The sequence below is a fragment of the Lacihabitans soyangensis genome (assembly GCF_024343775.1).
In the GTDB taxonomy this organism is placed as follows: Bacteria; Bacteroidota; Bacteroidia; order Cytophagales; family Spirosomataceae; genus Leadbetterella; species Leadbetterella soyangensis.
In genome coordinates this window covers 82,933-108,925 of record NZ_RJUF01000195.1, presented here as the reverse complement: position 1 = coordinate 108,925, position 25,993 = coordinate 82,933, and the positions used below count along the sequence as shown (strand labels likewise).

Genomic DNA, 25,993 nt, shown 5'->3' with positions numbered 1-25,993 from the left:
TATCAAAAAATTTAAGATAAAAATGGAAATATTAGAAGAGTACGAGGGATTGAAAGTTGGTGAAATAGTAAGAAAAAACCCTAAAGCTGCAGGAATATTCTCTACAATGGGTATAGATTTCTGTTGCGGTGGGAATGTCCTTTTCGATGAAGTTTGTAAATCTAAGGGTCTTGATAGTCAGGAAGTATGGCAAAGGGTTTTAAATATATCGATAGAATCTAATTCAACAAATGAGTTAAATTTTGATAGTTTTGATTTAGACTTTCTGGCTGACTATATTGTGAATGTTCATCATCAATATCTATATAAAAATCTTCCAGAGGTAAGGTTTTTTGTAGATAAGGTTTTCAAAAAACACGGTGAAAGGTTCGATTATTTGCCAGAATTGTATGAACTTTATAATGCCTTAGAGGCTGATTTGGTGGGTCATTTGCCTAAAGAAGAAAATATTTTATTTCCGTTCGTAAAACAAATGGTTCATGATATTAAAAATAATACGGCTCCCAGTTCGCCTTTTTTCGGAACGGTGAACAATCCTATACACATCATGCACAGTGAACATGAAGAAGCTGGTACAATATTGCATAGGCTCAGAGAAATAACCCATAATTACACTGCACCAGAAGAGGCTTGTAACTCTCACTTAGTAATGTTAGATAAGCTTAAAGACTTAGATCGGGATTTAATTCAGCATATTCATCTCGAAAACAATATACTTTTTCCTAAAATTATTAACTTGGAGGAAAAATACTTAGCACAATAAAATGATTTCAAAAACGTGTGGTTATGCCATCAGAGGAATAGTTTTTTTATCATTAGAACAAAACAAAAGTACAAAGCATGGAATCTTGGAAATAGCCGAGGATTTGCAAATACCGCAACATTTTTTGGGTAAAATATTGCAAGACTTGGTACGTAGAGGAATCATCAGTTCTATTAAAGGCCCTCACGGGGGGTTTTTTGTGAATTCTAAAACCATAGACACGCCCTTAATAGAAGTAGTAGAGGCGATTGATGGACTTGGGATTTTTAAAAAATGTTTTTTGGGTAGAGAAGAGTGTTCTTCAATAAATCCTTGTCCATTGCACGATGAGTTTGACGGTTGCCGAAGTGCCATATTTAAGACTTTTGAAAATTTAAAAATATCCGACCTCGTAAAAAAAATTGACATTGGCGACAGCTATCTGAGTTTGAATAAAGAGTTTGCAACTGAAATTTAGAACTTTTTATACCCTGTTCCTGAGTCCCAGAATTCCCCATAGATTCTGGGATTTTTTTTCCGCACCTTTTTTTTTCTTATTCTTCAGTATTAGGTCCAAACAGTCTCTTGACCTGAATCAATCCTTCTTATATTTTTCATATTTTTTATTCTTTTATTACCAAAAGCAGTACACGGCAGGACACTAATTCTTGATAGTTTTCTAAAATTTATAAAAAATAACGATGGTTTATTTTTTACCTATTCTCTTATTCTCAACCTTAAATTACTTTTTTTATGAACCAAAAAACTACTTTTCGAAGTGGAGGGGTTTATCTACTAGGTTTATTGACTGGTATGATGCTCCTTTGTACTTCATTTGCGTATTCCCAAATAAAAGGAAAGGTAACCGATCCCAACAGCGACGGTCTCGTTGGGGTGAGTGTGGCCATCAAAGGCACCACCAAAGGAACTCAAACAGATGTTAATGGAAGCTATAGCATTGATGCTCCCAACAATTCTGTTTTGGTTTTTAGCTTTGTGGGTTACGAAACCAAAGAGGTCAATGTAACAGGCCAAAAGGATATTAATGTTTCGCTCGATTTAGATGACAAACTACTTAGCGAAGTGGTAGTGGTAGGCTACGGCTCGCAGCTAAAGAAATCGGTTACTGGTGCCGTGCAGACCGTGGGATCAAGAGAAATCAAGGACATTCCAGTTTCACAAATGGCACAAAAACTTCAAGGCCAATTGGCAGGCGTTCAGATTAATCAGACTACGGGTAAGCCAGGACAAGGAATGAACGTAAGAATAAGAGGCCAGCTATCTGTTTCAGCTGGTAGCGATCCCCTTTATGTCGTAGATGGTTTTCCTATTACAGGAAATATTGGACAACTAAACCCTGATGAAATTGAAGATATTTCGATTTTGAAAGATGCCGCTTCTACTTCACTTTATGGCTCTAGAGCGGCCAATGGCGTGGTTATCATCAATACCAAGAAAGGCAAATCTGGTCAAACAAATATAAGTTTCAACACTTTTGCAGGTACACAAGTAGTACCAATGAAAGGACGATTCCAGATGATGACTGCTGAAGAGTTTGCTCAGGCCAAAAAAGAACACTACGAAGACTCCAAATTACCCGTGCCCGCAGAGTTTCAAAATCCATCTCAGTACGCAGGTAAGAACAACGATTGGTTTGATGCCTTGCTACAAAGGGCTCCTGTTCAGAGTTATAACCTCACCATGACATCCAATAAAGACAGACTTAAGACTTCGGTGATAGCGGGTGTTTTTAATCAAGAGGGTGTGGTTTTAAATACCAAGTACAATAGATATTCGCTAAGATTAAACAGTGAGTATGCCGTTTCAAAGAAGGTGACGATAGGCATGAATTTGGCTCCGAGTTATGTAATGGATAACACACCTCGTACAGATGGTACAAGAGGTACTGGTATATTGTTTAATGCCATGCACACTTGGCCTATTATGCCTATCTATGAGGCCGATGGCAAAACTTTGACCTTATTCAATAGATTCCCGGCATCCACGGGTAATATTTTTGCCTATCCCAATTATGTAAGATCAGCCCAAGAGATCAAAAACGAAACCAAGCAAACCAATTTATTGACAAATGCGTACATATCATACAGCCCAATAAAAGGTTTAGTTTTAAAGTCAACCTTCAATGCTGAGCTTTTGGGATCGAACTTTTTCTATTTCAACCCTTCCACTGCCACAAGCAATATTAATACGGCAATTCCTGTAACGGCGGTTTCTACACGTGAATATACCAACAACATAGGTTGGCTAAACGAAAACTTGGCTACCTATACCAAAAGTATAAATGAGCATAATTTCGAGCTTTTGGGTGGATACACCAATCAGACTTTCAGAGGTGATATAAATCGTATCACTGCCGATACATATTCTGACGACCGTCTACCTACTATACAGGGCGGTATCAATATAAGTCGCTCGGGTTTTGGTGCCACTGGAACTTTTGGAGGTACAGGTACCAATATTCAAGAATGGGCTCTTACTTCTATTTTGTCTCGTTTGTCTTATAATTTCAAAAACAAATATCTTTTTACGGCCTCTATTCGTCGTGACGGCTCCTCTCGTTTTGGCTCAAACAACCGTTGGGGTACATTCCCGTCTGTTTCTGCGGGCTGGGTATTGTCAGACGAGGATTTTATCAAGAATATCGACAAAATATCTTTCTTAAAGATAAGAAGTAGTTGGGGTGTTACTGGTAACAACAACATCGGTAATTATACCCAATATGCTTTGGTTAATAATACCGTCAATGCCGTGTTTGGCAGCACCATAGCACCAGGGGCGGCGGTTACCTCTCTTGCAAACCCTAATTTGGGTTGGGAAACTACTCGCCAGGTGGATGTCGGTTTGGATTTGGGATTATTAAACGATCGATTCACCTTGGTTTATGATTATTACACCAAAAAAACCAGCAATTTGTTGTTTGCTGTACAAATACCTCAGGAGGCAGGTTTCTCCAATTTCAATGACAATATAGGTGAAATAAAATTCTGGGGACATGAAGTGGCATTGGTTACAAGATTGTTGACAAAAGGAAAGTTGAAATGGACTTTGAACACCAATATCTCATTTAACCGCAACAAAGTGTTAGCATTGGCACCTGGAATTGACAGAGTTTACGGGCTACATCATATCACAAAAGTGGGACAACCATTCGGGCAGTTTTATGGACATATAGCCAACGGCGTTTATCAGAATGCAGAAGATCTAAAGAACTCGCCTAAAGTACCTGGTCGTTCGTTTGTAGGTACCATTAAGTTACTGGATATTAACGGTGACGGCGTAATTACCAACGGTGGAGACAACGACGACAGAGCCATAATGGGAAATCCTTTTCCTGATTTTATTTATGGTGCCACTACAAATCTTACCTATGGCAACTTTGATTTGAATATAGTAGGTTCTGGCTCACAAGGTAACGACTTAATGGTACGTCACTTATACAGCACCGCGAACCTGGATGGTGTATTTAACTTTCACAAAGAAGTAAAATATCGTTGGCGTTCGGAGGCAAATCCTGGGAAAGGATTTTATGGTACTACTGTTGGTGGTGGTACTGTAACGGGTATCGAGCGTGATTGGTGGAACAGTCGCTTCATCACTGACGCATCTTTTTTCACTATCAAAAACATAACCCTTGGCTATACTATCAACAAGTCTAATAAGCTGTTCAAATCTGCTAGAGTTTATGCCTCTATCCAACAGGCTTTGGTTTTAACTAAATATTGGGGAGGGCAAAACCCTGAGGTCAGTTCTCAGAATGATGGAAATGGTGATGGCGGAAACTTAAGTCCTGGTGTTGACCAATTTAACTATCCTGTACCGCGTACTACAACATTTGGTGTAAACTTTAACTTTTAAGAAAACATGAAAAAAGTAATAATATTTTCGCTTATATTCAGCTTGGTAAATTTTAGCTGTTCCGATAGCCTTTTAACAATAACTCCGGAGGTTAACCTAAGTACGAATACCTTTTTTAAAACAGATTCGGACTTTATACAAGCCGTAAATGCTGCTTATGCACCTCAGCGGGCTATTCACAACATTACCTCGGTTTATTTAACAGAGCAGCACTCTGACAATGCCAGATATGTCCGTAATGTTTTGTTTGGTGCTACCGAAAACCAGTCGAATTTGGCAGATTTCAATGTGCCTACTGCCAACGGTTTAACTACCAATACCAATGTTTTAGGTTTTTATAGACAGAGTTACCTTGTTATTGCTCGTGCCAATCAGGTGTTGTCACTGATTGATGAGGCCGCCATCACCGAATCTGTGAAGAAGAATGTTAAAGGTCAGGCTTTATTTCTTAGGGCAATTACTTATTTAGATTTGGTTAGACTATTTAATAGGGCACCATTGCAGCTTAAACCAGTGACAGGCCGTGAAGATGCTGCCGCTCCATTGGGTACGGCAGACCAGATTTACACCCAAATTATCAAGGATGCAGCTGAGGCAGCTACATTGTTGCCAGACAAAAATACGCAAACTCCCGGTAGAGCAACTTCGGGTGCTGCTCAAATGGTCTTGGCCAACGTTTATATCATTCAGAAGAAATGGGCTGAGGCCGAAACCGAACTCAGAAAAATAGTTTCGGGTGGTCAATACAGTCTAATGCCAAACTATTCGGATGCATTCACTACAACAAATGGTTTGAAGAATGGTAAAGAATCCATTTTTGAGATTCAATATCTTGAAGGAGCAGCTGGATTGCAAGGAAATTTCTTTTACAATATGACTCCAAGGCCAATTTCAGGTCCAGAATTAGCCACATTGACAGGCACATCAAATGCCCAGGCACTAACCGGTGATGGCAATAATGTACCTACACCTGATTTGGTTGAAGCTTATGAAGTAGGTGATAAAAGAAAAGAGGCATCAATAGGCTTCATTACTATTGCGAGTGCTGTGCATGCCAATAAATCGTTTCCATATATGAAGAAATTTGCGAGGCCCCACTCATTGCATGACAATCATGGAATGAATTGGCCAGTTTATAGATATTCTGAGGCATTATTGTTTCTTGCTGAAGCTTTAGTTGAACAAAACAAACTAGGTGAGGCCACCACCTTTATTAACCAAATTCGAAGCCGTGCGGGCCTTGAAGCAACCAAGGCTACTTCTCAAACGGATCTTCGTAATGCCGTTTATCAAGAACGCAGGGTAGAGTTGGCTTTTGAATCTAAGAGACTCTATGATTTGGTTAGAACAGGGCGTTTTGATTCTGTAATCAAAGCTTATGGCGAAAAAGTTAAGGCTGATAAGTTTAGATATTATTTTCCGGCTGAAGGTTTTGTTCCAAGTGATGCCTTCACAAATATCACTCCTTATTATGGATTACCTGCTGATGAGGCGGCTCTATCACCGCATTTTTAAAAAGTTTTAATAAATTTTCATGCTACACAAGAAAAAGTTAAAAGATTCTTGTGTAGCATGTTTTTTAATGCCTAATTTAATAGCTCAAATAAATAATCATCATGTTATTCAACCTTAAAAAACTATCACTATTCTTGGCATTATTTGCCTTAGTAGGTGCAGCTTCTTTTACAATTACTAAAAATCCTTTCTCAAAACATGCCATTGAGGACAATCCAAAAATCAAAAAATTGCGATTATCCGAAGGTTTCGCAGCAGAACATATCTATAGTCCTTCGGCAAATAATCAGGGCTCTTGGGTAGCCATGGCCTTTGATGATAAGGGACGATTGATAACATCAGACCAATATGGAAAGCTATACCGGTTAAAAATTCCTGCAATTGGTTCATCTTCCTTAACTCCAGAAGTTGAAAATCTTAAAATTGGCACAGGAATCGGGGCAGATACAATGGGGATGGGCTATTCGCAGGGATTATTATATGCTTTCAATAGTCTATATGTGATGGTAAACAATAGCAAAAACAATAAATCCTTCACCAGACAAAGTGGCCTGTATCGCCTTCAAGACTTGGATGGCGACGACCGGTTTGAGAAAGTGACTTTCATGAAACCCATGGACGGAGACGGAGAGCATGGTCCTCATAGTATCAAACTTTCACCAGATGGTAAATCTTTGGTTGTAATTTCTGGAAATCATACCGATGTACCTCCAATGGATCACTACCGTTTGCCTAAGAACTGGCAAGAAGATCAACTTTTTCCATTAATCAAAGACCCTCGTGGCCACGCAAACGACCGTATGGCACCTGGTGGTTGGGTTGCTCAGCTTGACCCTGAAGGCAAGCATTGGGAATTGCTGAATGCAGGTTATAGAAATGCTTTTGATTTTGATTTCAACGAAGTAGGCGATTTGTTCGTTTATGATGCCGACATGGAGTGGGATTTTGGTACACCTTGGTATAGGCCAACACGAGTTTCTCATTCTACCTCTGGGGCAGAATTTGGCTGGCGGACAGGTAATAGTAAATGGTCTCAAACTTATCCTGATAACCTTCCACCTGTTATCAATATTGGACAAGGCTCACCTACGAATTTAATCCACTTGAAAAATGCAAAAGTTCCTGCCAAATATCAACGGACTCTGCTTGCTTTTGATTGGAGTTTTGGTATTATGCATGCCATTCATCTTAAACCCTCTGGCTCAACTTATACAGCCGAACGCACTGAGTTCCTTTCAGGTTTACCACTTCCTTTAACCGATGGAGTAGTTGGTCCTGATGGTTCTATTTATTTTATGACAGGCGGACGAAGATTGGAGTCTGATTTATACAGAGTTACTTATGTAGGAAGTGAATCTACAGCCCCAATAGCCGTTACACCTATAAATGAGGCCAATGCTTTACGTCGTAGTTTAGAGAAATTCCATACAGGTGGAGCAAATCCAGATGCTATTAAAACTGCTTGGCCACATCTAAAAAGTACGGATAGATTTATTCGTTATGCGGCGAGATTGGCCTTGGAACATCAACCCCTTGCTCAATGGCAAGACTTGGCTTTGGCAGAGAAAGACCCAGTGGCTTCAACTCAGTCTTTGATTTCTTTGATCAGAATGGGCAAGGGCGACAAACAAAACGAGATAATCAATGCTTTGTTGAAAATCAATTTCAAAGCTTTAACAGAATCTCAAAAGATTGATGTTTTGAGAGCTTTTGAATTGTCATTTTTGAGAATGGGAATGCCCACTGAGTCTAATAAAGCTAAAATCATTGCTTATCTGAATCCCAATTACCCAGCAAATACTGCGGAGCTGAACAAAATGTTGAGTAAAAACCTATTGTATCTTGATGCCCCTGGTGCTATCCAAAAAACGATGGCATTGATGAAACTCAAAGACGAGCCGGGTGCCACAGACAATATGCTTAAAACCGCGACCAATTCTAGTGATTTGATAGCGAGAAGTACACAATACGGTGGAGATATTGCAAATACTTTGGCCAATTTGCCTCCGATGCAGCAAACTTACTATGCCAATGTTTTGACAATGGCCAAAAAAGGATGGACAAACGAAGATAGAGAAACCTATTTCAAATGGTTCAACGATGCTTTCAAATACAAAGGTGGTAATAGTTATGTAGGTTTTATCGATAGATCACGTAAATTGGCACTTAAGAATGTTCCAGAGGATAAAAAAGCTTATTATGATAAGCTTTCTGGTGCTGAGCTTTTGAGCTCGAACGGAAACAATTTGGTGTCATCGGCCTATCCGAAGGGCCCCGGTAGAAGATGGACATTGCAATCTGGTACGCCTATTTTAGAAAAAGGCTTGACTGATAGAGACTTCGAGCAAGGTAAGGCTATGTTTGCAGCAACAACTTGTAAAGGTTGTCATACCATGCAGGGCCAAGGTGGAGCCGCAGGTCCTGATCTGACACAAATAGGTACGCGTTTTTCACCCAAAGATCTTTTAGAAGCAATTGTGGATCCTGATAAAACCATATCAGATCAATATGCGGCAACCCAATTTTCTTTAAAAAATGGTACTTCCATAGTGGGCCGTTTGGTAAATGAAGACAAGTTGGCCTATTATGTTTCTCAGAATCCTTATGCTCCAGAGGCTTTGGAAAAAGTTTTGAAAAAGAACGTAAGTTCAACCAAAACCTCAAATGTTTCGATGATGTTTCAAGGGCTTATCAACAGTCTGAACGAAGAGGAATTCAAGGATTTGATGGCCTATTTGATAGCTGGGGGTAATCCGAAAAATCCGATGTTCAAAGCTCAAGTTCAGAAATAAAAACCTCGAAACCTTCTCCCTTCTTCATCTTTGGAGAGGGGATAGAGGTGGGTTTTAACCTTAAATAAAAATGAAAAAATATATACTTTTTGGAGTTGTAGGGCTTTTTTTTGCCTGTAAAACTTCCAATGTTGCTCAAAATTCTGAAAAAGGATTCAAAACTATTTTTGATGGCAAAAGCCTAAAAGGCTGGTCTGGAGATACCAAATATTGGAGAGTAGAGAATGGCTGTATTGTAGGTGAAATCACACCAGAAACACTTCTAAAAACAAATTCTTTTTTGACTTGGGAAGGAGGACAACCAGCTGATTTTGAACTAAAAGCAGAGTTTAATATCACTGAGAAAGGGAACACTGGAATAAATTATCGAAGTGTAATATTTCCTGATGTACCCAATGCCTTGAAAGGTTATCAGGCTGACATTGATGGTGCAAATAGGTACACTGGTCAGAATTACGAAGAAAGAGGGCGGACAACCTTGGCTTACAGAGGCCAAATAACCGTAATAAACGCCCAAAGTGCCAATATGACTCCCGAACAAGTACGAGCCAAAGTGGCAAAAAATGCCTGGACTGAACTAAAAGTTACTGGCTCACTGGGCGAAAATGAAGCTCTAAAGACCAAAATCAAAGCAGAAGATTGGAACGAAATCAGATTGGTGGTTAAGGGAAATCGTTTGCAACATTACGTAAACGGCATATTGATGAGTGATGTAACTGATAATGATACAGTTAACGGTAAGGCGAAAGGCCTATTGGGCGTTCAGGTGCACGTTGGACCACCTATGAAAGTACAATATCGAAACATAAGAATTAAAAATTTGTAAAACATAAATGAGCTTTAGCAATAAGCCCAAAGCTCATTGCTAAGAGCTGAAAGCTAAATAATGGTTAAAATTGGATTTAATGTGTTGGCTTGGACGGCCAATGTTTCGGAGGAATTGTTCCCCACACTGGATAGGCTTAAGAAAATTGGTTACGACGGAGTAGAATTTTTTGTCGGAGGAGCGGAGTCTGAAAATTGCAAAAAAGTAGGCCAACATGCAAAAGATCTAGGATTAGATGTTACCACGGTTACTGTTGTCGGGAAAGACACCAATCCCATCAATGCTTCTCCAGCCGTGAGAGCTGCGGGTCTTGATGCCATCAAAACGGCCATAGATAGAACCCACGACTTAGGCGGAACCTTACTTTGTGGCCCTATTCATTCTGCTCATAACCATTTCGAAGCACACCCAGCTCTTGATGTGGAATACGAACGTGCTGCTGAGGTACTTTATCAGGCGGGAGATTATGCTCAGCAAGCTGGCATTGTTCTTGGCCCCGAAGCCTTAAACCGATTTGAATGCTACCTCTGCAACACAATGGAGCAGTTGGTGAGGCTTTTAAAGGAAACCAATCATCCAAATGTGAGGGCAATGTTTGACACCCACCATGCCAACATGGAGGAAAAGAAATTCACTTCAGCCATCGAAACCATCGCCCCATATTTGCACCATGTGCATATCAGCGAAAACGACCGTGGTACGCCCGGTGAGGGACATATTCAGTTTGATGACACTTTTTCAACTTTGAAAAAAATAGACTATTCAGGCTATTTGACCATCGAAGCTTTCTCAAGAAACGATCCTGACTTTGCTAATGCCATAGGCGTTTGGAGAGAATACAATGCTCCATGGGACATTGCAGAACAGGGCTATAAATTCATAAAAATGATGTGTGAAAAGCACCAATTATCTTAACTGGGATTTATTTGATTTTTAGGATTAATTAGATTCCATAGTATGTCTTTTTTCACAATCAAAATTTTTCGAAAAGTCACTTATTAATTTACTTTATGCAAAATCATAATAATCCAATAAATCAAAAAAATCACAGTCAAGACTTATCCTTCCGCTTCGGCTCAGAAGTATACACTTGGTACATGGCCGGCAATGGCGAAACCCACAAAGGCCGATTGGGCCACATGTTAGAAATAATCGCCAAAGCTGGTTTTACTGGTATTCAGCCCATTTTTACCTGGATGGGAGATTTGGTAGACCCAGACCTGTTGGCTGCAAAACTTCAGGAAAACGGCATTGAACTGGCTGCTTTGGCCTTAGCTCAAGAGTGGAATGGTAAAGAAGAGACCGTCGAGGAAAGAACAATTTCTGACAATGCCATTGCCCTTTTGGAACATTTCCCGAATGCTGTTTTGAATACTGTTCAAATTCCAACAGGAAGACACGATTTAGAGGCAAGGCAAAAATCATTGGTAAATATTGTAAATTCTGTTTCGCAAAGGGCTCACGATAAAGGAATTGCATGTAGCTATCATCCAAACTCGCCGCATAGCTCTATAATTCGTACTGCCGAAGACTACAAAATCGTGTTAGAAGGCCTCAACGAAAAAGTAACTGGCTGGACACCAGATGTTGGCCATATCATTAATGGCAACATGGATCCATTGACTAAAATGAAAGAATACCAACACCTTATTAATCATGTGCATTACAAAGACTGGAACGGTACGCCTGAGTGGACCATCATGGGCAATGGTAAGGTAGATTTGGTTGGAATCACACAGTGGCTAAAGGATATCAACTACAGCGGTTGGATTATCTGTGAAGACGAAGGTCCTGAGGCATTAGAAGATCCCGACTACGTGACACTACATGACGGTAATTGGATAAAAAATGACTTAATTCCTGCTTTGAAATAAGATGCCAGTATTAGAAACCAACGGAATAAAGATGTTTTATGAGGAGCGGGGCAATTTGACTGCCGAACCGCTGCTCTTGATAATGGGTATTACAGCACCAGGTTCTGTTTGGGAGCCGCATTTGGCCGAGTTCGAGAAGCATTTCAGGTGTATTGTAGGTGACAATAGAGGAGTTGGACAGACCGATAAACCCGCTGGAGCATACAGTACAGACGAAATGGCGGACGATTATGCTGGTCTTTTGGATGACTTGGGCATAAAAAAAGCCAAAGTGATAGGCTGTTCCATGGGCAGCACGATAGCCCAAAAATTAGCCATTCGCCATCCTGAAAAGGTAGATTCAATGGTGCTAATGTGTCCATGGGCGAGGTGCGATAATACCGCCAAAGGGATTTTTCAGCATATAATGGCCTGTAAAGCTCATCTGAATTCTGAAGAATTTACGAGGTATATTCAGCTTTTGATTTATTCTAAAGCATCTTGGGATGATGAAAAAGTAGTGGCTGATTTAGCTGAAGGAAGAAAAAGTGCACATTTAGACCCCAATCCACAGCCTTTACATGGCTTGGTGGGACAAGCTCATGCGTGTATTAACCACAATGCATTAGCCGATTTGCATAAAATTACTCAAAAGACATTGGTAATTGGCGGTAAAGAGGACATTTTCACCCCAGTTTGGATGGCCGAAGAAGTTACCAATGCCATTTCAAATGCCGAACTTTTTTTATATGAAAATGCCGGCCATATTTTCCATTTCGAAAACTTGGAAGATTTTAATAAAAGGGTAAGTGATTGGTTATTAAATAATTGAATAAATCAGCATTAATCGGTAAAATCAGTATCATCTGTGTTCCAATATAAAGACAAATATATTAATAACCACCACCAAATAGGCGGTATAGAAACTTCCATTCTCGACAATGGAATAGGGAAAGGAAACCGTATCGCTTGGATAAATACAGGTTCGGGTTTACGATTCAAAGTGAATTTTGATAGAGGCATGGACATTGGGGAAGCTTTTTTTAACCAACATTGTCTTACTTGGCTGAGTCATGGAGGTATTCCAGCATCACAAACTTTGTCAGATATTGGCATAAATTGGTTGAGAACTTTCGGTGGCGGCTTATTGACGACCTGTGGACTTCAACACGTTGGCGGACCAGAATCTGACGAATTCGGTGAAAGGGGTATTCATGGAAATATCAGCAATTTACCCGCAGAGATCGAGTCCATTATTCAGCCTGATTTGGATAGAGGACAAATGGAAATGAGTATCACGGGAATTGTGAAAGAATCCAAGATTTTCGGTCCCAATCTAGAATTAAGAAGAAAGATTTCATGCCATTTAGGGTCGGCTGAAATTAAAATTGAAGACGAAGTAATCAATCGTGGAAATACCGAAACACCTTTGATGCTTTTGTATCATTTCAACTTTGGATATCCATTGGTTCAGGAAGGCACAAGAATTCTTTGGGAGGGAGAATGGAAGCCCAGATTTGGCGGGGAATATCCAAAGATTTTCAAAGTAGGAAACGACTTCAAAACTTGTCCGGCACCGTTAGAAAGCCACAAGGGTGGAGGGGAAGAAGTGGCTTTGATAACCCCGAAAGCCGATGAAAATGGAAAATGTAGATGTGGATTATTTAATCCAAAACTAAACTTTGGAATAGAAATGGAATTCGACAAAACTCAATTACCGACCCTTACCAACTGGCAGCATTTTGGTGAAGGTGAATATGTAACAGGTTTAGAACCAGGAACAAATTGGCCCATAGGCCAAAAACAAGCAAGAGAAAACCAAGAACTCATTTTTTTGAAACCAAATGAGAGTAGAAGGTTTGAAGTAAAATTGAAAATTTATTAATTGTGAAAACATTAAACTTAAGCTTTAGTCATTTGGCAAAAAAAGTTATTGCAGTCCGAAAAATTCTAGAATTGAAAGAGGATAGATTCCATAGGCTTGCCAGTTCTATGGGGTATTTGTTAATTTTGTTTTGTTTGCTATACTCTTCAGCTTATTCTCAAAAGCTGATTTTCGAAAAAGTAATCGGGGAGGAAAATAATAATGAATATTTTTTTAAAGATTTATCTGCAATTGAATTAGTTAACAATAATTTAGCTGTTTTTGACAATGATAAAATAGTTATTATTGATTCTCTAGGTAATTTAAAATGTAAATTTGGAGGCTTGTCTGAAACAACAGACAATACTGGTTCAAAAAGCAATAATATTATTTCTGATGAATTTGGTAATTATATAATATGCACTGGGCAGTTTCGAGGGGAGGGAATTAAATTATTTTCACCAAAAGGAGAGTTTATAAAGATACTTTTGGATGGAGGTGATAAACTAGTTAAAGGAGAAGGCGTAATGAATCCCGTTAAGATCAGAATTTATAGAAATATTTATTATGTTTTAGATAGAACAAACAGCAACATTAAGAAATTTGACAAAAACTGGAATTTTTTAGGCATTATTGGCACCCCAAATGATTTCAGTGCCAATTTCAGAAAGTCTCCTGAAACACGGGTTAACGAGTATAAGTTTGAAAACATTAATGAACCTTCTGATTTTTTGATAGATAGTAAAGGAAATATTATTGTAGCAGATTACGGCAATTCTATTAAGAAATTTGACAATAATGGTAAATTCTTGAAAATATACTCATTTTCAAAAACTATAACTAAGGCACCTTTGATTTCGATAGATGAAAAAGACAATATTTATATTCTAGCTGATAATGGTTCTTTATTTATACTTTCCAATAACGATGTTTTATTAGATACCTATAAAGATGCCTTGAAACAACCTAATCAAAATTCTGCATCTGAAATTGGGTCACTTATAGTTGATAGACAGCATTTTTACCTTCGATATTACTATAAAAATGAAATTACTGTATTATCTAGACAAAATTTTAATTTACTCCGAAAATTCAAAAAAAAAATCAATCAAGACTATGCATTCTTTAATAGTCCTCGGAAAGTTGTTGTAAATAAAAATGGAGATCTTATAGTTTATGCAAGCATTGAGGACAAGCTTGACCGAGAACAACTTTTAATTACTAGCCCTTCTTTTAGTGATGTCTTACCATCGAATCTGGAACTAAAAAAAAAATCGTCACTTTATGAATATTTTAACCCAATATGTATAGCTAAAAGTGGAAAAGTATTTGTAACCGATACCAAAAATAAGAAAATTATTCTTTTTGATGAGCAGGGGAATTTAATAGGTGATTGGAAGACAAATATACCAATTAACTCTCCTCAAAATACCATATGTAGAGATACTACAATTTTTGTGGTAGAGGAATTGTCAAGAAAGAGTAATCAAATTCTGGTATTCAATCTACATGGACAATTTATCAAACGAATTGATAAAGATAAAAATAACAAAGAAATTCAAACATTTTGGGTTGACGCAGATTTGAAAGGTAACATTTATTTTTCACAAGGTTCGTATATTTCCATTGTTGATCCGTTGGGATATTTTATTGGTGAAATTGGAGGCTATGGTAAGGAAATTAGGAAAGATTTGAACACAGGTGTTGTCCAAGAAAATGATAAAATACAGCTAAAAATAGGTGATTACAAACCCAAAATGATGCATTTTGAGGGTATAATGAAATTTAAAATTTATGAGGACAAAATTTTCATTGCAGATTTAAACAAAATAGTTGTAGCAGATTTAAATGGTAATCCATTAGGCTATTTGGGAGGGAAACGTGGGTCTAAAATAGGTGAGTTTCATCATATTACTGACTTTGATATCTACAAAGATAAATTGTATATTACAGATGGCATCAATAATCGAATAGTCGTTTATAAGATTGAATTGTAAACGGATTCCTGTACTTTTTTTAAATTGATGATAATAAATAAAAACGAAGGAATAAAATAAATAGCTTTATTCAATCCTTAAAAAAATATATATTTAAACAAAAAATTCAACCATGAGTAGTATAAAAAAAGCCCTAGAACAAGGCCAAGGAATATTAAGATTAGCCCCAACATGGGTACCGCGTTCGTTCTGTGTACCCGGGCGAAGAATCAAACTCCACCCCGACGATTATTATGTGCTTGGAGGTGTAAGAGGAGGTATAGATGAGCGTTGGCTTTCGTCCACCACTCCCGCTGAAAATGGTCCTCTTACAGGTGAGAATGAAGGCCTGAGCATGATTGTGCACAATGATGAAAAAATATCCCTCAAAGATGCTATCGACGAAGTAGGTGCCGAAATCATCGGAGAAAGGCTTTGGAACGAATACAGAGCATGGCCCATGTACTCTAAGTTTTTTGACAATATGGGGCCATTGCCTCATCATATTCATCACAATGATGAAAAAGCAGCTTTGGTGGGCCAAAATGGTAAGCCAGAAGCCTATTATTTTCCGCCACAATTGAACAACCACGGTGGTGATTTTCCTTATACCTTTTTTGGAATAACCCCAGGAACTACCAAAGAGCAGATAAAGGAGTGCTTAATGAACTTTACCGAAGGAGACAACAAAATTACCAATTATTCCGCTGCTCAGCGATTAGAGCCGGGTACGGGTTGGTTTGTTCCGCCGGGAGTTTTGCACGCACCTGGTAGTTTGTGCACATACGAGCCACAGAAAGCCTCTGATATATTTGCCATGTATCAAAGTCTTGTAAATGAGGCTATTGTGCCAGAAGAATTGCTTTGGAAAGGAACTCCGAAAGATAAAATCGGTGATTATGATGAATTGGTCAGTGTAATTGACTGGGAACTAAACACTGACCCGAATATTGTTGAGAAGTTTTTCATGCTTCCAAAACCTGTAAAATCACTTGCGGAAATGCAAGCCGAAGGATTTATAGAAAATTGGATTTGCTACAAATCGGAAGATTTTAGTGCGAAAGAATTAACTGTATTACCTGGACAAACAGTAACCATTAAAGATTCGGCAGCGTATGGCTGTATCGTGATGCAAGGACATGGCAAAATGGGTGTTTGGGACATCGAAACTCCGGCTTTGATTCGTTATGGACAATTGACCAACGATGAGTTTTTTATCACCGAAAAGGCTGCTAAAGAAGGAGTTGTGATTTCAAATCCTTCTAGTACTGACCCAATTGTGATTCTGAAACATTTTGGGCCGAAAAATCCCGACTTGGTTGTGGAGAAATTCTAAAATAAGGTCAGCACCGAAGGTCGGACCTGAAATAGTTCTGAGTTTAAATGCTGGAAGAAAAAAGGTTCAGAAGAAGTAAAGTACAATCTTAAATAAAAAATATAAATGGAAAATAATTATCCTAAACTCCACAATGCCACATGGCCGGGCATAGTTGGAAAAGGCCCAGACTCGGAGCCTGCGATAGCCCTCGATACCATGCTCGAAATGACCGCCGCTGCTGAAGTGGACGGTATGAAATTCGACGGGGTTGATTTAGGTCTTTTTGACCCACATTATGACCTTGATACTTCAGATGATGGGGTAAAAAGATTGGCCGACAAGGTTGCAAAACACGGTTTAGAAATCGGAAGTTTGGTAGCTCCAATTTGGGGTGGACCAGCCATGGGAACTGCTGACGAACGCAAGACTTTCGTGGAAATGGTGAAAAAATCCTGCGAAATAGGTCAGAAACTCAGAAATATGGGCATCAGACCAAATGGTATCGTGCGTATTGATTCGGCTTCGAGTCCAGAAGCCTGGGCGAAAGACCCAGCTGGAAATACGAAATTGATAGCTCAGACCTGGAGAGAAGCTTGTGATGTTGCTGCCGATTATGGCGAGCGATTGGCCGCTGAAGGCGAAATCTGCTGGGGAGGTATGCACTCTTGGAAGAAAGTAATCGAAACCATGGAAATGGTAGATAGGCCAGGACTACTTGGTTTTCAGGCAGATATGTCGCATACTACGCTGTATTTGTTGGGCTACAATGCTCCTGAAGACAGAGTTTTACCTGTTGATTTTCAATGGGGCGATAGAGCTACATTTTTAGAAGGTTTAAAGAAATTAACTGCTGCATTGCGTCCTTGGACGATTGATTTTCATGTGGCTCAAAACGATGGAACTGTGCATGGAACGGGTTCGCATGACAAAACTGGTCGCCATTGCCTGGCTACAGACCCTAATGGCAAACTGGATATTGCACACGATGCTGGTCTTTGGCTAAGAGATGAGTCGGGTGCTTTGACGAAGGCATTCAAACATATTTGTTGGGATGGATGCATGTTTGCCAACGAGGTAATGACCAAGCAACAAACTTGGAATGACATCCTAGCTGCTATGATTCAGGTGAGAAAACAACACGGTTGGGTAGAGTAGGTATAGTCTGGTTTGCGTGAGGGATAGAAGTGGAGCTCTTTTTTATGTGGCCTTGGCCCATAAAAAAAGCGGGAACGGATAGCCAGACCCTCCCGATAGCTATCGGGACGGGGCACGCCTAAATATAATTGATTCTAAAATTGAAAAATTTAAAGATATGGCTGACAAAAAACAACTAAGAATAGGTTTGGTAGGTACTGGTTTGATGGGCAGAGCTCATGCCAATGGCTACAACAGAATACATAATTTTTTTCCGGCATTGCAATATGAGCCCAAGTTGGTGGCGGTGTGCTCAAGAAATGAGGAGAAAGTGAAGGCTTTTGCTGCTCAGTGGAATTTTGAGTCATATGAAACAGACTGGAAGGCGTTGGTGGCACGTGAGGATATAGATGCAGTGGACATTTGCACGCCTAATGACTCACATTTTGAGATTGCTCTTGCTTGTGCTGCAGCTGGAAAGATGATATTATGCGAAAAACCTTTGGCTAGAACGCTGGAGGAAGGCCAACAAATGGTAGATGCAATTCAGAAGGCAGGCGTAAAAACCACGGTCTGGTACAATTACAGAAGAATTCCGGCGGTTACGGTGGCGAAAAATATTATTGACTCTGGCAAATTGGGTAAAATCTATCATTACAGAGCCAATTTCTTGCAAGATTGGACTATAAGTGAGGACCTACCACAAGGTGGTGAGGGTCTTTGGAGAATGGATGTAGGAGCTGCCGGTTCGGGAGTTACGGGCGATCTTTTGGCTCACTGTATAGATACGGCAATGTGGCTCAATGGTGGCATTACTGATGTTTCGGCTATGACCGAAACCTTTGTGAAGCAACGTATGCATCAGTTAACGGGTAAGGTTGAACCTGTTGGTATAGACGATGCTTGTCTTTTTCATTGTCATTTTGAAAACGGTTCGCTTGGGCTTTTTGAGTCTACTCGCTATGCTCGTGGACACAAAGCACTTTATACTTTTGAGGTAAATGGTGCAGATGCTTCTTTGAAATGGGACTTGCATGATATGAACCGATTGGAATATTTTGACCACCGTGACGAAAGTCAAACTCGTGGCTGGAGGTCGATACATATCACCGATGGGGATCATCCGTATATCAAAAACTGGTGGATACCTGGTTGTGGAATTGGCTGGGAGCATAGTTTTGTACACCAAGTGGCCGATTTCTTAAAGAGTTTGGAAGATGGCTCAAAATGCTCACCGACTTTTGAGGAGGCTCTTCAAACTCAGAAAGTTTGTGCGGCGGTGATAGATTCGGCGAATTCTAAAAGCTGGAAGGATACGCATGTGGATGGGAAGTATGTGTGGTGAGTTTATATAAACACATAGAGACATAGGGAAATGCCACATAGGTGCATAGAATTAGGCTTTGATTTTATGTAAAAACATGAATAAAGGAGTCAAAGTGCTTGGTATGGTTAAAATTTGAAGTGAGTATTTAATCTTGTGAATACGAAAGTATATAAAGAAAATAAACATCAGATTGAAACTATGTACCTAAGTGAAAAATGTGTTTAGGTGGGTCTATGTGCCCTATGTGGTTAAAAGATATTTTGAATGTCAATAATTCTTGAGTTTAGTAATATATCAAAATCCTTTTCTGGGAATAGAGTCATCGATAATATCTCTTTGCAGATAGAAAAAGGCAAAGTACATACCCTTATGGGTGAAAACGGTGCTGGGAAATCTACTTTGATGAAGATTTTGGTGGGTTTACTACAGCCTGATGAAGGTGAGATTTTGTTAGAAGGCGAAGTGATTTCTGGACTTTCAGTTCATGCTATTTTAGGAAAGGGCATCGCCATGATTCACCAAGAAATATTGATGGTGCCAGATTTAAGTGTGGCTCAGAATATATTTTTGGGCAAAGAAAGCCACAGGTTTTCTTGGCTAAATGAGTCTGAAATAAACACCAAGTCTAAACGAATTCTTGCAGATTTAAAACTAGACATTTCTCCAAAAATTAAAGTAAAAAACCTAAGCATTGCTGACCGCCAAATGGTGGAAATAGCCAAAGCCATCAGCAATAAGGCCAAAGTGATAATTATGGACGAGCCTACCTCGGTTTTGTCTGATACTGAGGTAAAAACGCTTTTTCAAATCATAGAAAAGCTTAAAAGTGAGGGTGTTGCGATAATTTATATTTCACACAAAATGGAAGAGATTTTTCAAATATCTGATACCCTTGCGGTTTTGAGAGATGGGAAGTTAATTTCTACTCAAAAAGCCTCTGAGCTTAATAGCAATAGTTTGATTTCACTCATGGTAGGAAGAGAAATTTCGGAGATTTTTCCAGAATCCAAAACTGAAATGGGACGGACTCTTATTTCAGTTAGAAATCTTTCCAAAAAAGGTGTATTTTCAAACATAAATTTTGAAGTTAAAGCAGGACAAGTTTTGGGTTTGGCAGGATTGGTTGGAGCCGGGAGGTCTGAAATTGCTCGAGCCATTGCTGGATTGGATAAATATGATTCGGGAATAATTGAACTAGAAGGTCTTGAAGTCCCAATAAATTCACCTTCTGATGCTATTGAACTCGGAATAGGTTTTGTGAGTGAGGACAGAAAAGCCTTGGGATTTATACCGCAAATGAATATTCGTGAGAATATCTCACTTTCTTCGCTGAAAAGTTTTTCTAAACTGGGTTTTGTCGATACGGATTCAGAGACAAAAAGTACGCAAGTAGTTTTCGAAGATTTGAAAGTAAAGGCAAGGGGTTTGGGTCAGAAAGTGATTAGTCTGAGTGGAGGTAATCAGCAAAAGGTGGTGATTGGAAAGGTTTTAATGTCAAATCCTAAGGTTATCATCCTAGACGAACCCACAAGGGGAATTGACGTAGGAGCTAAATTTGAAATTTATAAATTAATTAATACCCTAAAAGCCAAAGGATTGGCCATTATTTTAATTTCCTCTGAAATGCCGGAAATTCTAGGTCTATGTGACCGAATCTTGGTGCTTTCTAAAGGGAAGCAAAAAGTGATTTTGCCTAAATCTGAGGCTTCACAAGAAAAAATTATGCAATATGCAGTTCATTAATTCTATTCGTCAATACGGGATTTTTCTTGCGTTTTTACTTATCTGTTGTTTTTTGAGTTATGCAAGCTCTCAGTTTTTGACGTTGTCCAATTGGACAATTATCATCACCCAAGTTTCTATAAATGCCCTTTTGGCGTTTGGCGTTACGTTTGTCATCATCGCCGGCGGCATTGATTTGTCAGTTGGGTCAATCCTTGCGGTGGCTGGGGTAGTAGCCGCATTGTTAGCTTCTCCGCCTGATTTGCCATTGATTGTTCCCATTTTTGGAGGACTTTTGGCTGGCTTAGTTTTTGGACTTCTCAATGGACTTATCATCACCAAAAGCAAAATTGCTCCTTTTATTGTCACTTTAGGTATAATGACCATCGGCCGTGGATTGGCATTAATTTTAAGCAACGGCCGACCTATTTCAAACCTATCAGATTCTTTCAATTTTATAGGCGGTGGAGACATTTTTGGTATTCCATTTCCGATCATAGTTTTAGTCATTGTGTTTATTATCAGTTATTTACTATTGAAAAATACAGTTTTCGGAAGATACGTTTACGCAATTGGGGGCAACGAGCAAGCAGCCTGGGCTTCGGGAATCAATGTAAACAAAATCAAAATGGCCGTATATGCACTTTGTGGTACTTTGGCCGGCTTAGCAGGAATATTACTCACTTCAAGAATAACCACAGGTCAACCCAACGCAGGAGCAGGCTTCGAGCTGGATGCTATTGCGGCAGCCATTATAGGTGGTACAAGTACCAGTGGAGGAACAGGCACTATCGCTGGAACTTTGATAGGTGCATTGTTGATTGGCGTGATAAATAACGGTCTCGATTTGTTAAATGTAAGTTCTTATTATCAACAAGTTATAATGGGAGCCATCATCATTGGAGCTGTTCTGCTAGACAGTTGGAATCAAAAGAGAATGGCTTCGTAAGTAAATGAATCATTCGTTTTTTGACTTTAATAAACTTAGATTTCTTAATAACTCATCGATTTGCACAAAAAATTAGTTCGAATTTCTACAAAAAAATAGGGGTATTCTGTTTTGAGGTAATAATGATTTCGAGTGAATAATATTTGTAGAGCATTGCGTTTTTGTATATTTTTGAAAAAAAACCATTTTGAAAACCAGGCTAACTTTTATTTTTCTACTACACAGTCTTGTCATTTTGGCTCAAGAAACTCCTGAAATTTTGGGCCTCAAGTCAAAGTTGGATACTGCATCTACACTTAAAGCAAGGACAAGGATACATTATGAACTTTATCAAAAGTATTTTCAGATTCAAAAGATTGATAGTTCACTGAGATACATTGACTATATGCTAACTGAGAATTCCGAGTCAAAGGATAAAGAAATGCTTGGCAGTTTAAATCTCGGCAAAGCTCAGCTTGTTATGTTTAAAAATAGATTGGATGAGTCATACATTTATTTACAAAAAGCTGAAAAGCTATTTGAAAACACGGATAATATTAACCAACTGGCAACTTTAAATTATCTTTTGGGTGGGTATCACATATTTAAAAAAGAGACAAGTAAAGCCGAGGAATATTATCAGAAAAATATAAATGCCTATAATGCAGGGAAGAAGATTAGTAAACAATTAGTTTTAGAATCTTTCAAGGGTTTGTTCTCGAGTAATTTTAGTCAGAATAACCTTAAAAAGACTTTTGAGGCCGTAAATAAGTATATTGATTTTGTCAAAATTAATTTTCCTGATAATCTAAATGACGCCTACTTTATTCTCGGAATATTTTATTCTGGTAGTAATGACTATAAAAAAGCTATTTCTTCATTTCATAAAAGTTTGAGTTTAAACAAAACAAAAAATGCGGTTTTTGAAGCTCAAACTAAAACATATCTAGCATCAAGTTTTGTCCAACTTAATCAATTGGATTCAGCCAAATTTTATTTGAATGGAACCAAAGAGTTTTTTGAAAAATCCGGGAATAGCACAATTTTGGCTTTGGTTTATGCCACAAACTCACAGATTTCGGAAAAGGAAAAAATCTTTGATAAAGCAGAACAAAATATATTAAAGGCCATAGACTTAGTCCCAGAGGAAGATATTCAAGGATATAAAAAATCATTTAGAAATCAACTATATCTTGTCAATGTGAGTAGGCTTTTAGAAGATAGTCTTTCGCTTAAAACCGATTCAAAGAAACGAGAAGTTTTAAAAGAATGGTTATCAAAATTAGAAGCATCTTCAAAGACTTTAGAAGAAAATTTAGGTGCACAATATTACCTTTATAAGAACTTCGAGAAACTGTCGAAAGGTTATGAAATTCTAGAAAATTATGACTTGGCACTTTATTATTTGAAAAAGTCAATCGAATCTCGAGAGATAGTTTACGGCCAAGAGAAATTGAGAGAATACTCTGATTACGAATCGGAATATCAGATGAAAATTGAGCAAAGTAGAATCAAACTGGAAGAAGAAACCAAACGTCTCGATTTGGAGAAGCAGATAGAATTGAAAGCCCTAAAATTTGAGTTTGAGAAAAAACAAGCATTGGCCAAAACCGAAGAAGAAAAGAAAAGGCTAGTGCTGGAGGAAGAATTAAAGAGAAAGTTGATTCTACTAAAATATGAAGAAAAACAAAAGGCTATAACGCTGAAATTTAACCAAGAAAAAGAGATTGCCAAAATAAATCAGGAGAAGAAAGATGCTTTGGCAAAGGCAGAAATAGAAAACTCTAAATACGAAAAAAACATTTGGGCATTGGGTATGGCTCTCTCTTTGGCTTTGTTGGGTTTTGCAGGATTTTCTTATTTCCAAAAACAAAAAGACAACAAAAAAATAGCTTTGGAAAAGCGAAAATCGGATGATTTACTTTTGAATATTTTACCCCACGAAGTCGCTGAAGAACTAAAGTTAAATGGTGAAAGCAGTGCCAGACATTATGACGAAGTATCGGTTTTATTTACTGATTTTGTGAATTTTACACAGAAATCTGAGCAATTGGGCGTACAAAAAATGCTGGATGAACTTAATGTTTGTTTTACCGAGTTCGATGTCATCATGGAAAAGTATGGTTTGGAGAAAATAAAAACCATTGGTGACGCCTACTTGGCGGTAAGCGGTTTACCTACATCTAGTATTAACCATGCCCAAAACGCTGTCAATGCGGGACTGGAAATATTGGAGTTTATCAACAAAAAGCGGTCTCAAAACGAAAATTCATTTGAAATTCGGATCGGAATTCATTCAGGACCAGTTATTGCAGGAATAGTTGGAGTGAAGAAATTTGCTTACGATATTTGGGGCGATACTGTAAACACCGCCGCCAGAATGGAGCAAAACGGAGAAAAGGGCAAATTGAACGTTTCGGGTTCTACTTATGCTCTTATTGGTGAGCAATTTGACTGCGAATACCGTGGAAAAATAGAAACCAAAGGAAAAGGTGCATTGGATATGTATTTTGTCAAAAAAAGTATTTAGTATTCTATGAGATACAATGAGATAAAAAAAGTGATAATTTCGGAGCTGAAAAATAAACTTCCGAAGCATTTAACCTATCATAGTGTAAACCATGTTGAAGATGTCATAAAGGCTTCTGCTGAAATTGGTAAAGCCGAGCAAAAGAACGCTGAAGAAATAAAGTTGTTAAAAACAGCAGCCCTTTTTCATGACACGGGGTTTTTACATGGAGCCAAAGACCACGAGGCCAATTCTTGTGTTATCGCACAAGAATATTTGCCCAATTATGGATATTCTCAGTCGCAGATAGACACCATAAAGGGGATGATTATGGCCACCAAAATACCTCAAACACCCCATAACCACTTAGAAGAAATTTTGGCCGATGCGGATTTGGATTATCTGGGAAGGGATGATTTTTTTACAATTGGTGACAAACTTTTTGATGAGCTCACTATGTTAGGCATTATAAGTTCGGAACGTGATTGGAATTTCTTACAGGAAAAATTTTTAGAGAGCCATAGTTTCTTTACCAAAACATCCAACCAAAAAAGAAAACCTAAAAAAGAAGAAAATTTAAAAATCGTAAAATCAAAATTATTGTAATTCTCCTTCATGAGCACAAATAAAACCCATAGCCCCATTTTTTCTTTGTCTGATATTATTTATCTGTTGTTAGGGGTTACCTCAGCAAGTTTTGCTCTGAAGAGTTTTCTTGTCCCAAATCATTTTTTAGATGGCGGTGTAATGGGGATTTCTCTTCTGACACATGAAGTAAAACATTGGGATTTGAGTATCATATTGGTTGTAATCAATGCTCCTTTCATAGCTTTGGCTTATTTTATTGTGGGTAAGCATTTTGCCATCAGAAGTATGTCCGCCATTTTGTTGATTGTACTGATTCTAATTTTTGTGCCTTTTCACGAGCTTACCCACGACAAACTTTTGGTGGCTATGTTTGGTGGATTTTTTATGGGAATAGGCATTGGTTTGTGTATGCGAGGGGGTGGAACCTTCGACGGCATGGAGGTTTTAGCTCTTATGACTTTCAAAAAAAGTAGCTTCAGCATCACCGAGATTATCTTGGCCATGAACATAGTCATTTTTATTATTGCGGCTGTGTTCCTCAAAATTGAGACGGCTCTCTATGCCATAATGACTTATCTCGTGGCCAGTCAGGTAACTAAGTACGTTATAGAGGGTATTGAGGCCTACACAGGTGTAACTATTATTTCTGGAAAAAGCGAGGAAATAAAAAGGGAACTTGTGATGAATTTGAATCGAGGAATAACCATCTATAAGGGCGAGCGTGGGTTTATGAAAGAATCTTTTGATGTAAGTTCTGACGTTGATATTATCTTCACCATAGTTACTCGTCTAGAGGTTCGTAAGTTGCAGAATATAGTTCGCAGTATTGATCCCAAATCATTTATTTTCACTAGTACAGTCAGAGAACCCCAGGGTGGAATTGTCAAGGAGATTGTGAAGCATTAATAACCAATCTTGGCAAATGATTTGTTTTTGCCTGATCGATGTTGTAAAAAATAGGTTAACCCTTGGTGGGCTAAATTCTAAAAAAGCTATATTTGTTAACTAATATTTCAAAAAAAT

19 protein-coding genes are annotated in these 25,993 nt (G+C 38.4%); all 19 read left to right on the top strand.

Annotated features, from left to right (window positions below; all coding sequences use genetic code 11):
* The first annotated feature begins 22 nt into the window (after positions 1-22).
* Entirely contained in the window at positions 23-763 is a 741-nt protein-coding gene (ric, locus tag EGI31_RS24700) for an iron-sulfur cluster repair di-iron protein (protein WP_255039881.1), read from the top strand.
* Position 764: 1 nt separating this feature from the next.
* Positions 765-1,220 (top strand): RrF2 family transcriptional regulator, encoded by a 456-nt coding sequence (locus EGI31_RS24695; protein ID WP_255039879.1) that lies wholly within the window; start codon positions 765-767, stop codon positions 1,218-1,220.
* 335 nt (positions 1,221-1,555) lie between these two features.
* On the top strand, positions 1,556-4,618 hold the full coding sequence (locus EGI31_RS24690; RefSeq protein ID WP_255039904.1) for a SusC/RagA family TonB-linked outer membrane protein: 3,063 nt from the start codon (positions 1,556-1,558) through the stop codon (positions 4,616-4,618).
* A gap of 6 nt (positions 4,619-4,624) precedes the next feature.
* Positions 4,625-6,133, top strand: coding sequence for a RagB/SusD family nutrient uptake outer membrane protein (locus tag EGI31_RS24685; protein ID WP_255039878.1), 1,509 nt, complete (start codon positions 4,625-4,627; stop codon positions 6,131-6,133).
* Positions 6,134-6,234: 101 nt separating this feature from the next.
* Positions 6,235-8,925: a c-type cytochrome gene (locus EGI31_RS24680; RefSeq protein ID WP_255039877.1), complete on the top strand. Its 2,691-nt coding sequence runs from the start codon at positions 6,235-6,237 to the stop codon at positions 8,923-8,925.
* Positions 8,926-8,995: 70 nt separating this feature from the next.
* Positions 8,996-9,751, top strand: coding sequence for a 3-keto-disaccharide hydrolase (locus tag EGI31_RS24675; protein ID WP_255039876.1), 756 nt, complete (start codon positions 8,996-8,998; stop codon positions 9,749-9,751).
* 60 nt (positions 9,752-9,811) lie between these two features.
* Entirely contained in the window at positions 9,812-10,666 is an 855-nt protein-coding gene (locus tag EGI31_RS24670; protein WP_255039875.1) for a sugar phosphate isomerase/epimerase family protein, read from the top strand.
* A 182-nt stretch (positions 10,667-10,848) separates the two neighbouring features.
* Positions 10,849-11,625 (top strand): sugar phosphate isomerase/epimerase family protein, encoded by a 777-nt coding sequence (locus EGI31_RS24665; protein ID WP_255039903.1) that lies wholly within the window; start codon positions 10,849-10,851, stop codon positions 11,623-11,625.
* Position 11,626: 1 nt separating this feature from the next.
* Positions 11,627-12,436: an alpha/beta fold hydrolase gene (locus EGI31_RS24660; protein WP_255039874.1), complete on the top strand. Its 810-nt coding sequence runs from the start codon at positions 11,627-11,629 to the stop codon at positions 12,434-12,436.
* Between the two features lie 36 nt (positions 12,437-12,472).
* On the top strand, positions 12,473-13,489 hold the full coding sequence (locus EGI31_RS24655; RefSeq protein WP_255039873.1) for an aldose 1-epimerase family protein: 1,017 nt from the start codon (positions 12,473-12,475) through the stop codon (positions 13,487-13,489).
* A 2-nt stretch (positions 13,490-13,491) separates the two neighbouring features.
* A complete protein-coding gene (locus tag EGI31_RS24650) occupies positions 13,492-15,465 on the top strand; it encodes an NHL repeat-containing protein (protein ID WP_255039872.1) in 1,974 nt (657 codons plus the stop codon).
* A 112-nt stretch (positions 15,466-15,577) separates the two neighbouring features.
* Positions 15,578-16,780: a hypothetical protein gene (locus EGI31_RS24645; protein ID WP_255039870.1), complete on the top strand. Its 1,203-nt coding sequence runs from the start codon at positions 15,578-15,580 to the stop codon at positions 16,778-16,780.
* A gap of 105 nt (positions 16,781-16,885) precedes the next feature.
* The gene (locus EGI31_RS24640; RefSeq protein ID WP_255039869.1) at positions 16,886-17,917 is read left to right on the top strand and encodes a sugar phosphate isomerase/epimerase family protein; all 1,032 of its coding nucleotides are present in this window, start codon (positions 16,886-16,888) and stop codon (positions 17,915-17,917) included.
* 157 nt (positions 17,918-18,074) lie between these two features.
* Entirely contained in the window at positions 18,075-19,241 is a 1,167-nt protein-coding gene (locus EGI31_RS24635; protein WP_255039868.1) for a Gfo/Idh/MocA family protein, read from the top strand.
* Positions 19,242-19,487: 246 nt separating this feature from the next.
* Positions 19,488-20,966, top strand: coding sequence for a sugar ABC transporter ATP-binding protein (locus EGI31_RS24630; RefSeq protein ID WP_255039867.1), 1,479 nt, complete (start codon positions 19,488-19,490; stop codon positions 20,964-20,966).
* On the top strand, positions 20,953-21,894 hold the full coding sequence (locus EGI31_RS24625; RefSeq protein ID WP_255039866.1) for an ABC transporter permease: 942 nt from the start codon (positions 20,953-20,955) through the stop codon (positions 21,892-21,894). Before EGI31_RS24630 ends, EGI31_RS24625 begins: the two co-directional genes overlap by 14 nt.
* Before the next feature lie 187 nt (positions 21,895-22,081).
* Entirely contained in the window at positions 22,082-24,403 is a 2,322-nt protein-coding gene (locus EGI31_RS24620; RefSeq protein ID WP_255039865.1) for an adenylate/guanylate cyclase domain-containing protein, read from the top strand.
* Positions 24,404-24,409: 6 nt separating this feature from the next.
* The gene (locus EGI31_RS24615) at positions 24,410-24,988 is read left to right on the top strand and encodes an HD domain-containing protein (RefSeq protein WP_255039864.1); all 579 of its coding nucleotides are present in this window, start codon (positions 24,410-24,412) and stop codon (positions 24,986-24,988) included.
* A gap of 9 nt (positions 24,989-24,997) precedes the next feature.
* Positions 24,998-25,876, top strand: coding sequence for a YitT family protein (locus EGI31_RS24610; RefSeq protein ID WP_255039863.1), 879 nt, complete (start codon positions 24,998-25,000; stop codon positions 25,874-25,876).
* The last annotated feature ends 117 nt before the right edge of the window (positions 25,877-25,993 follow it).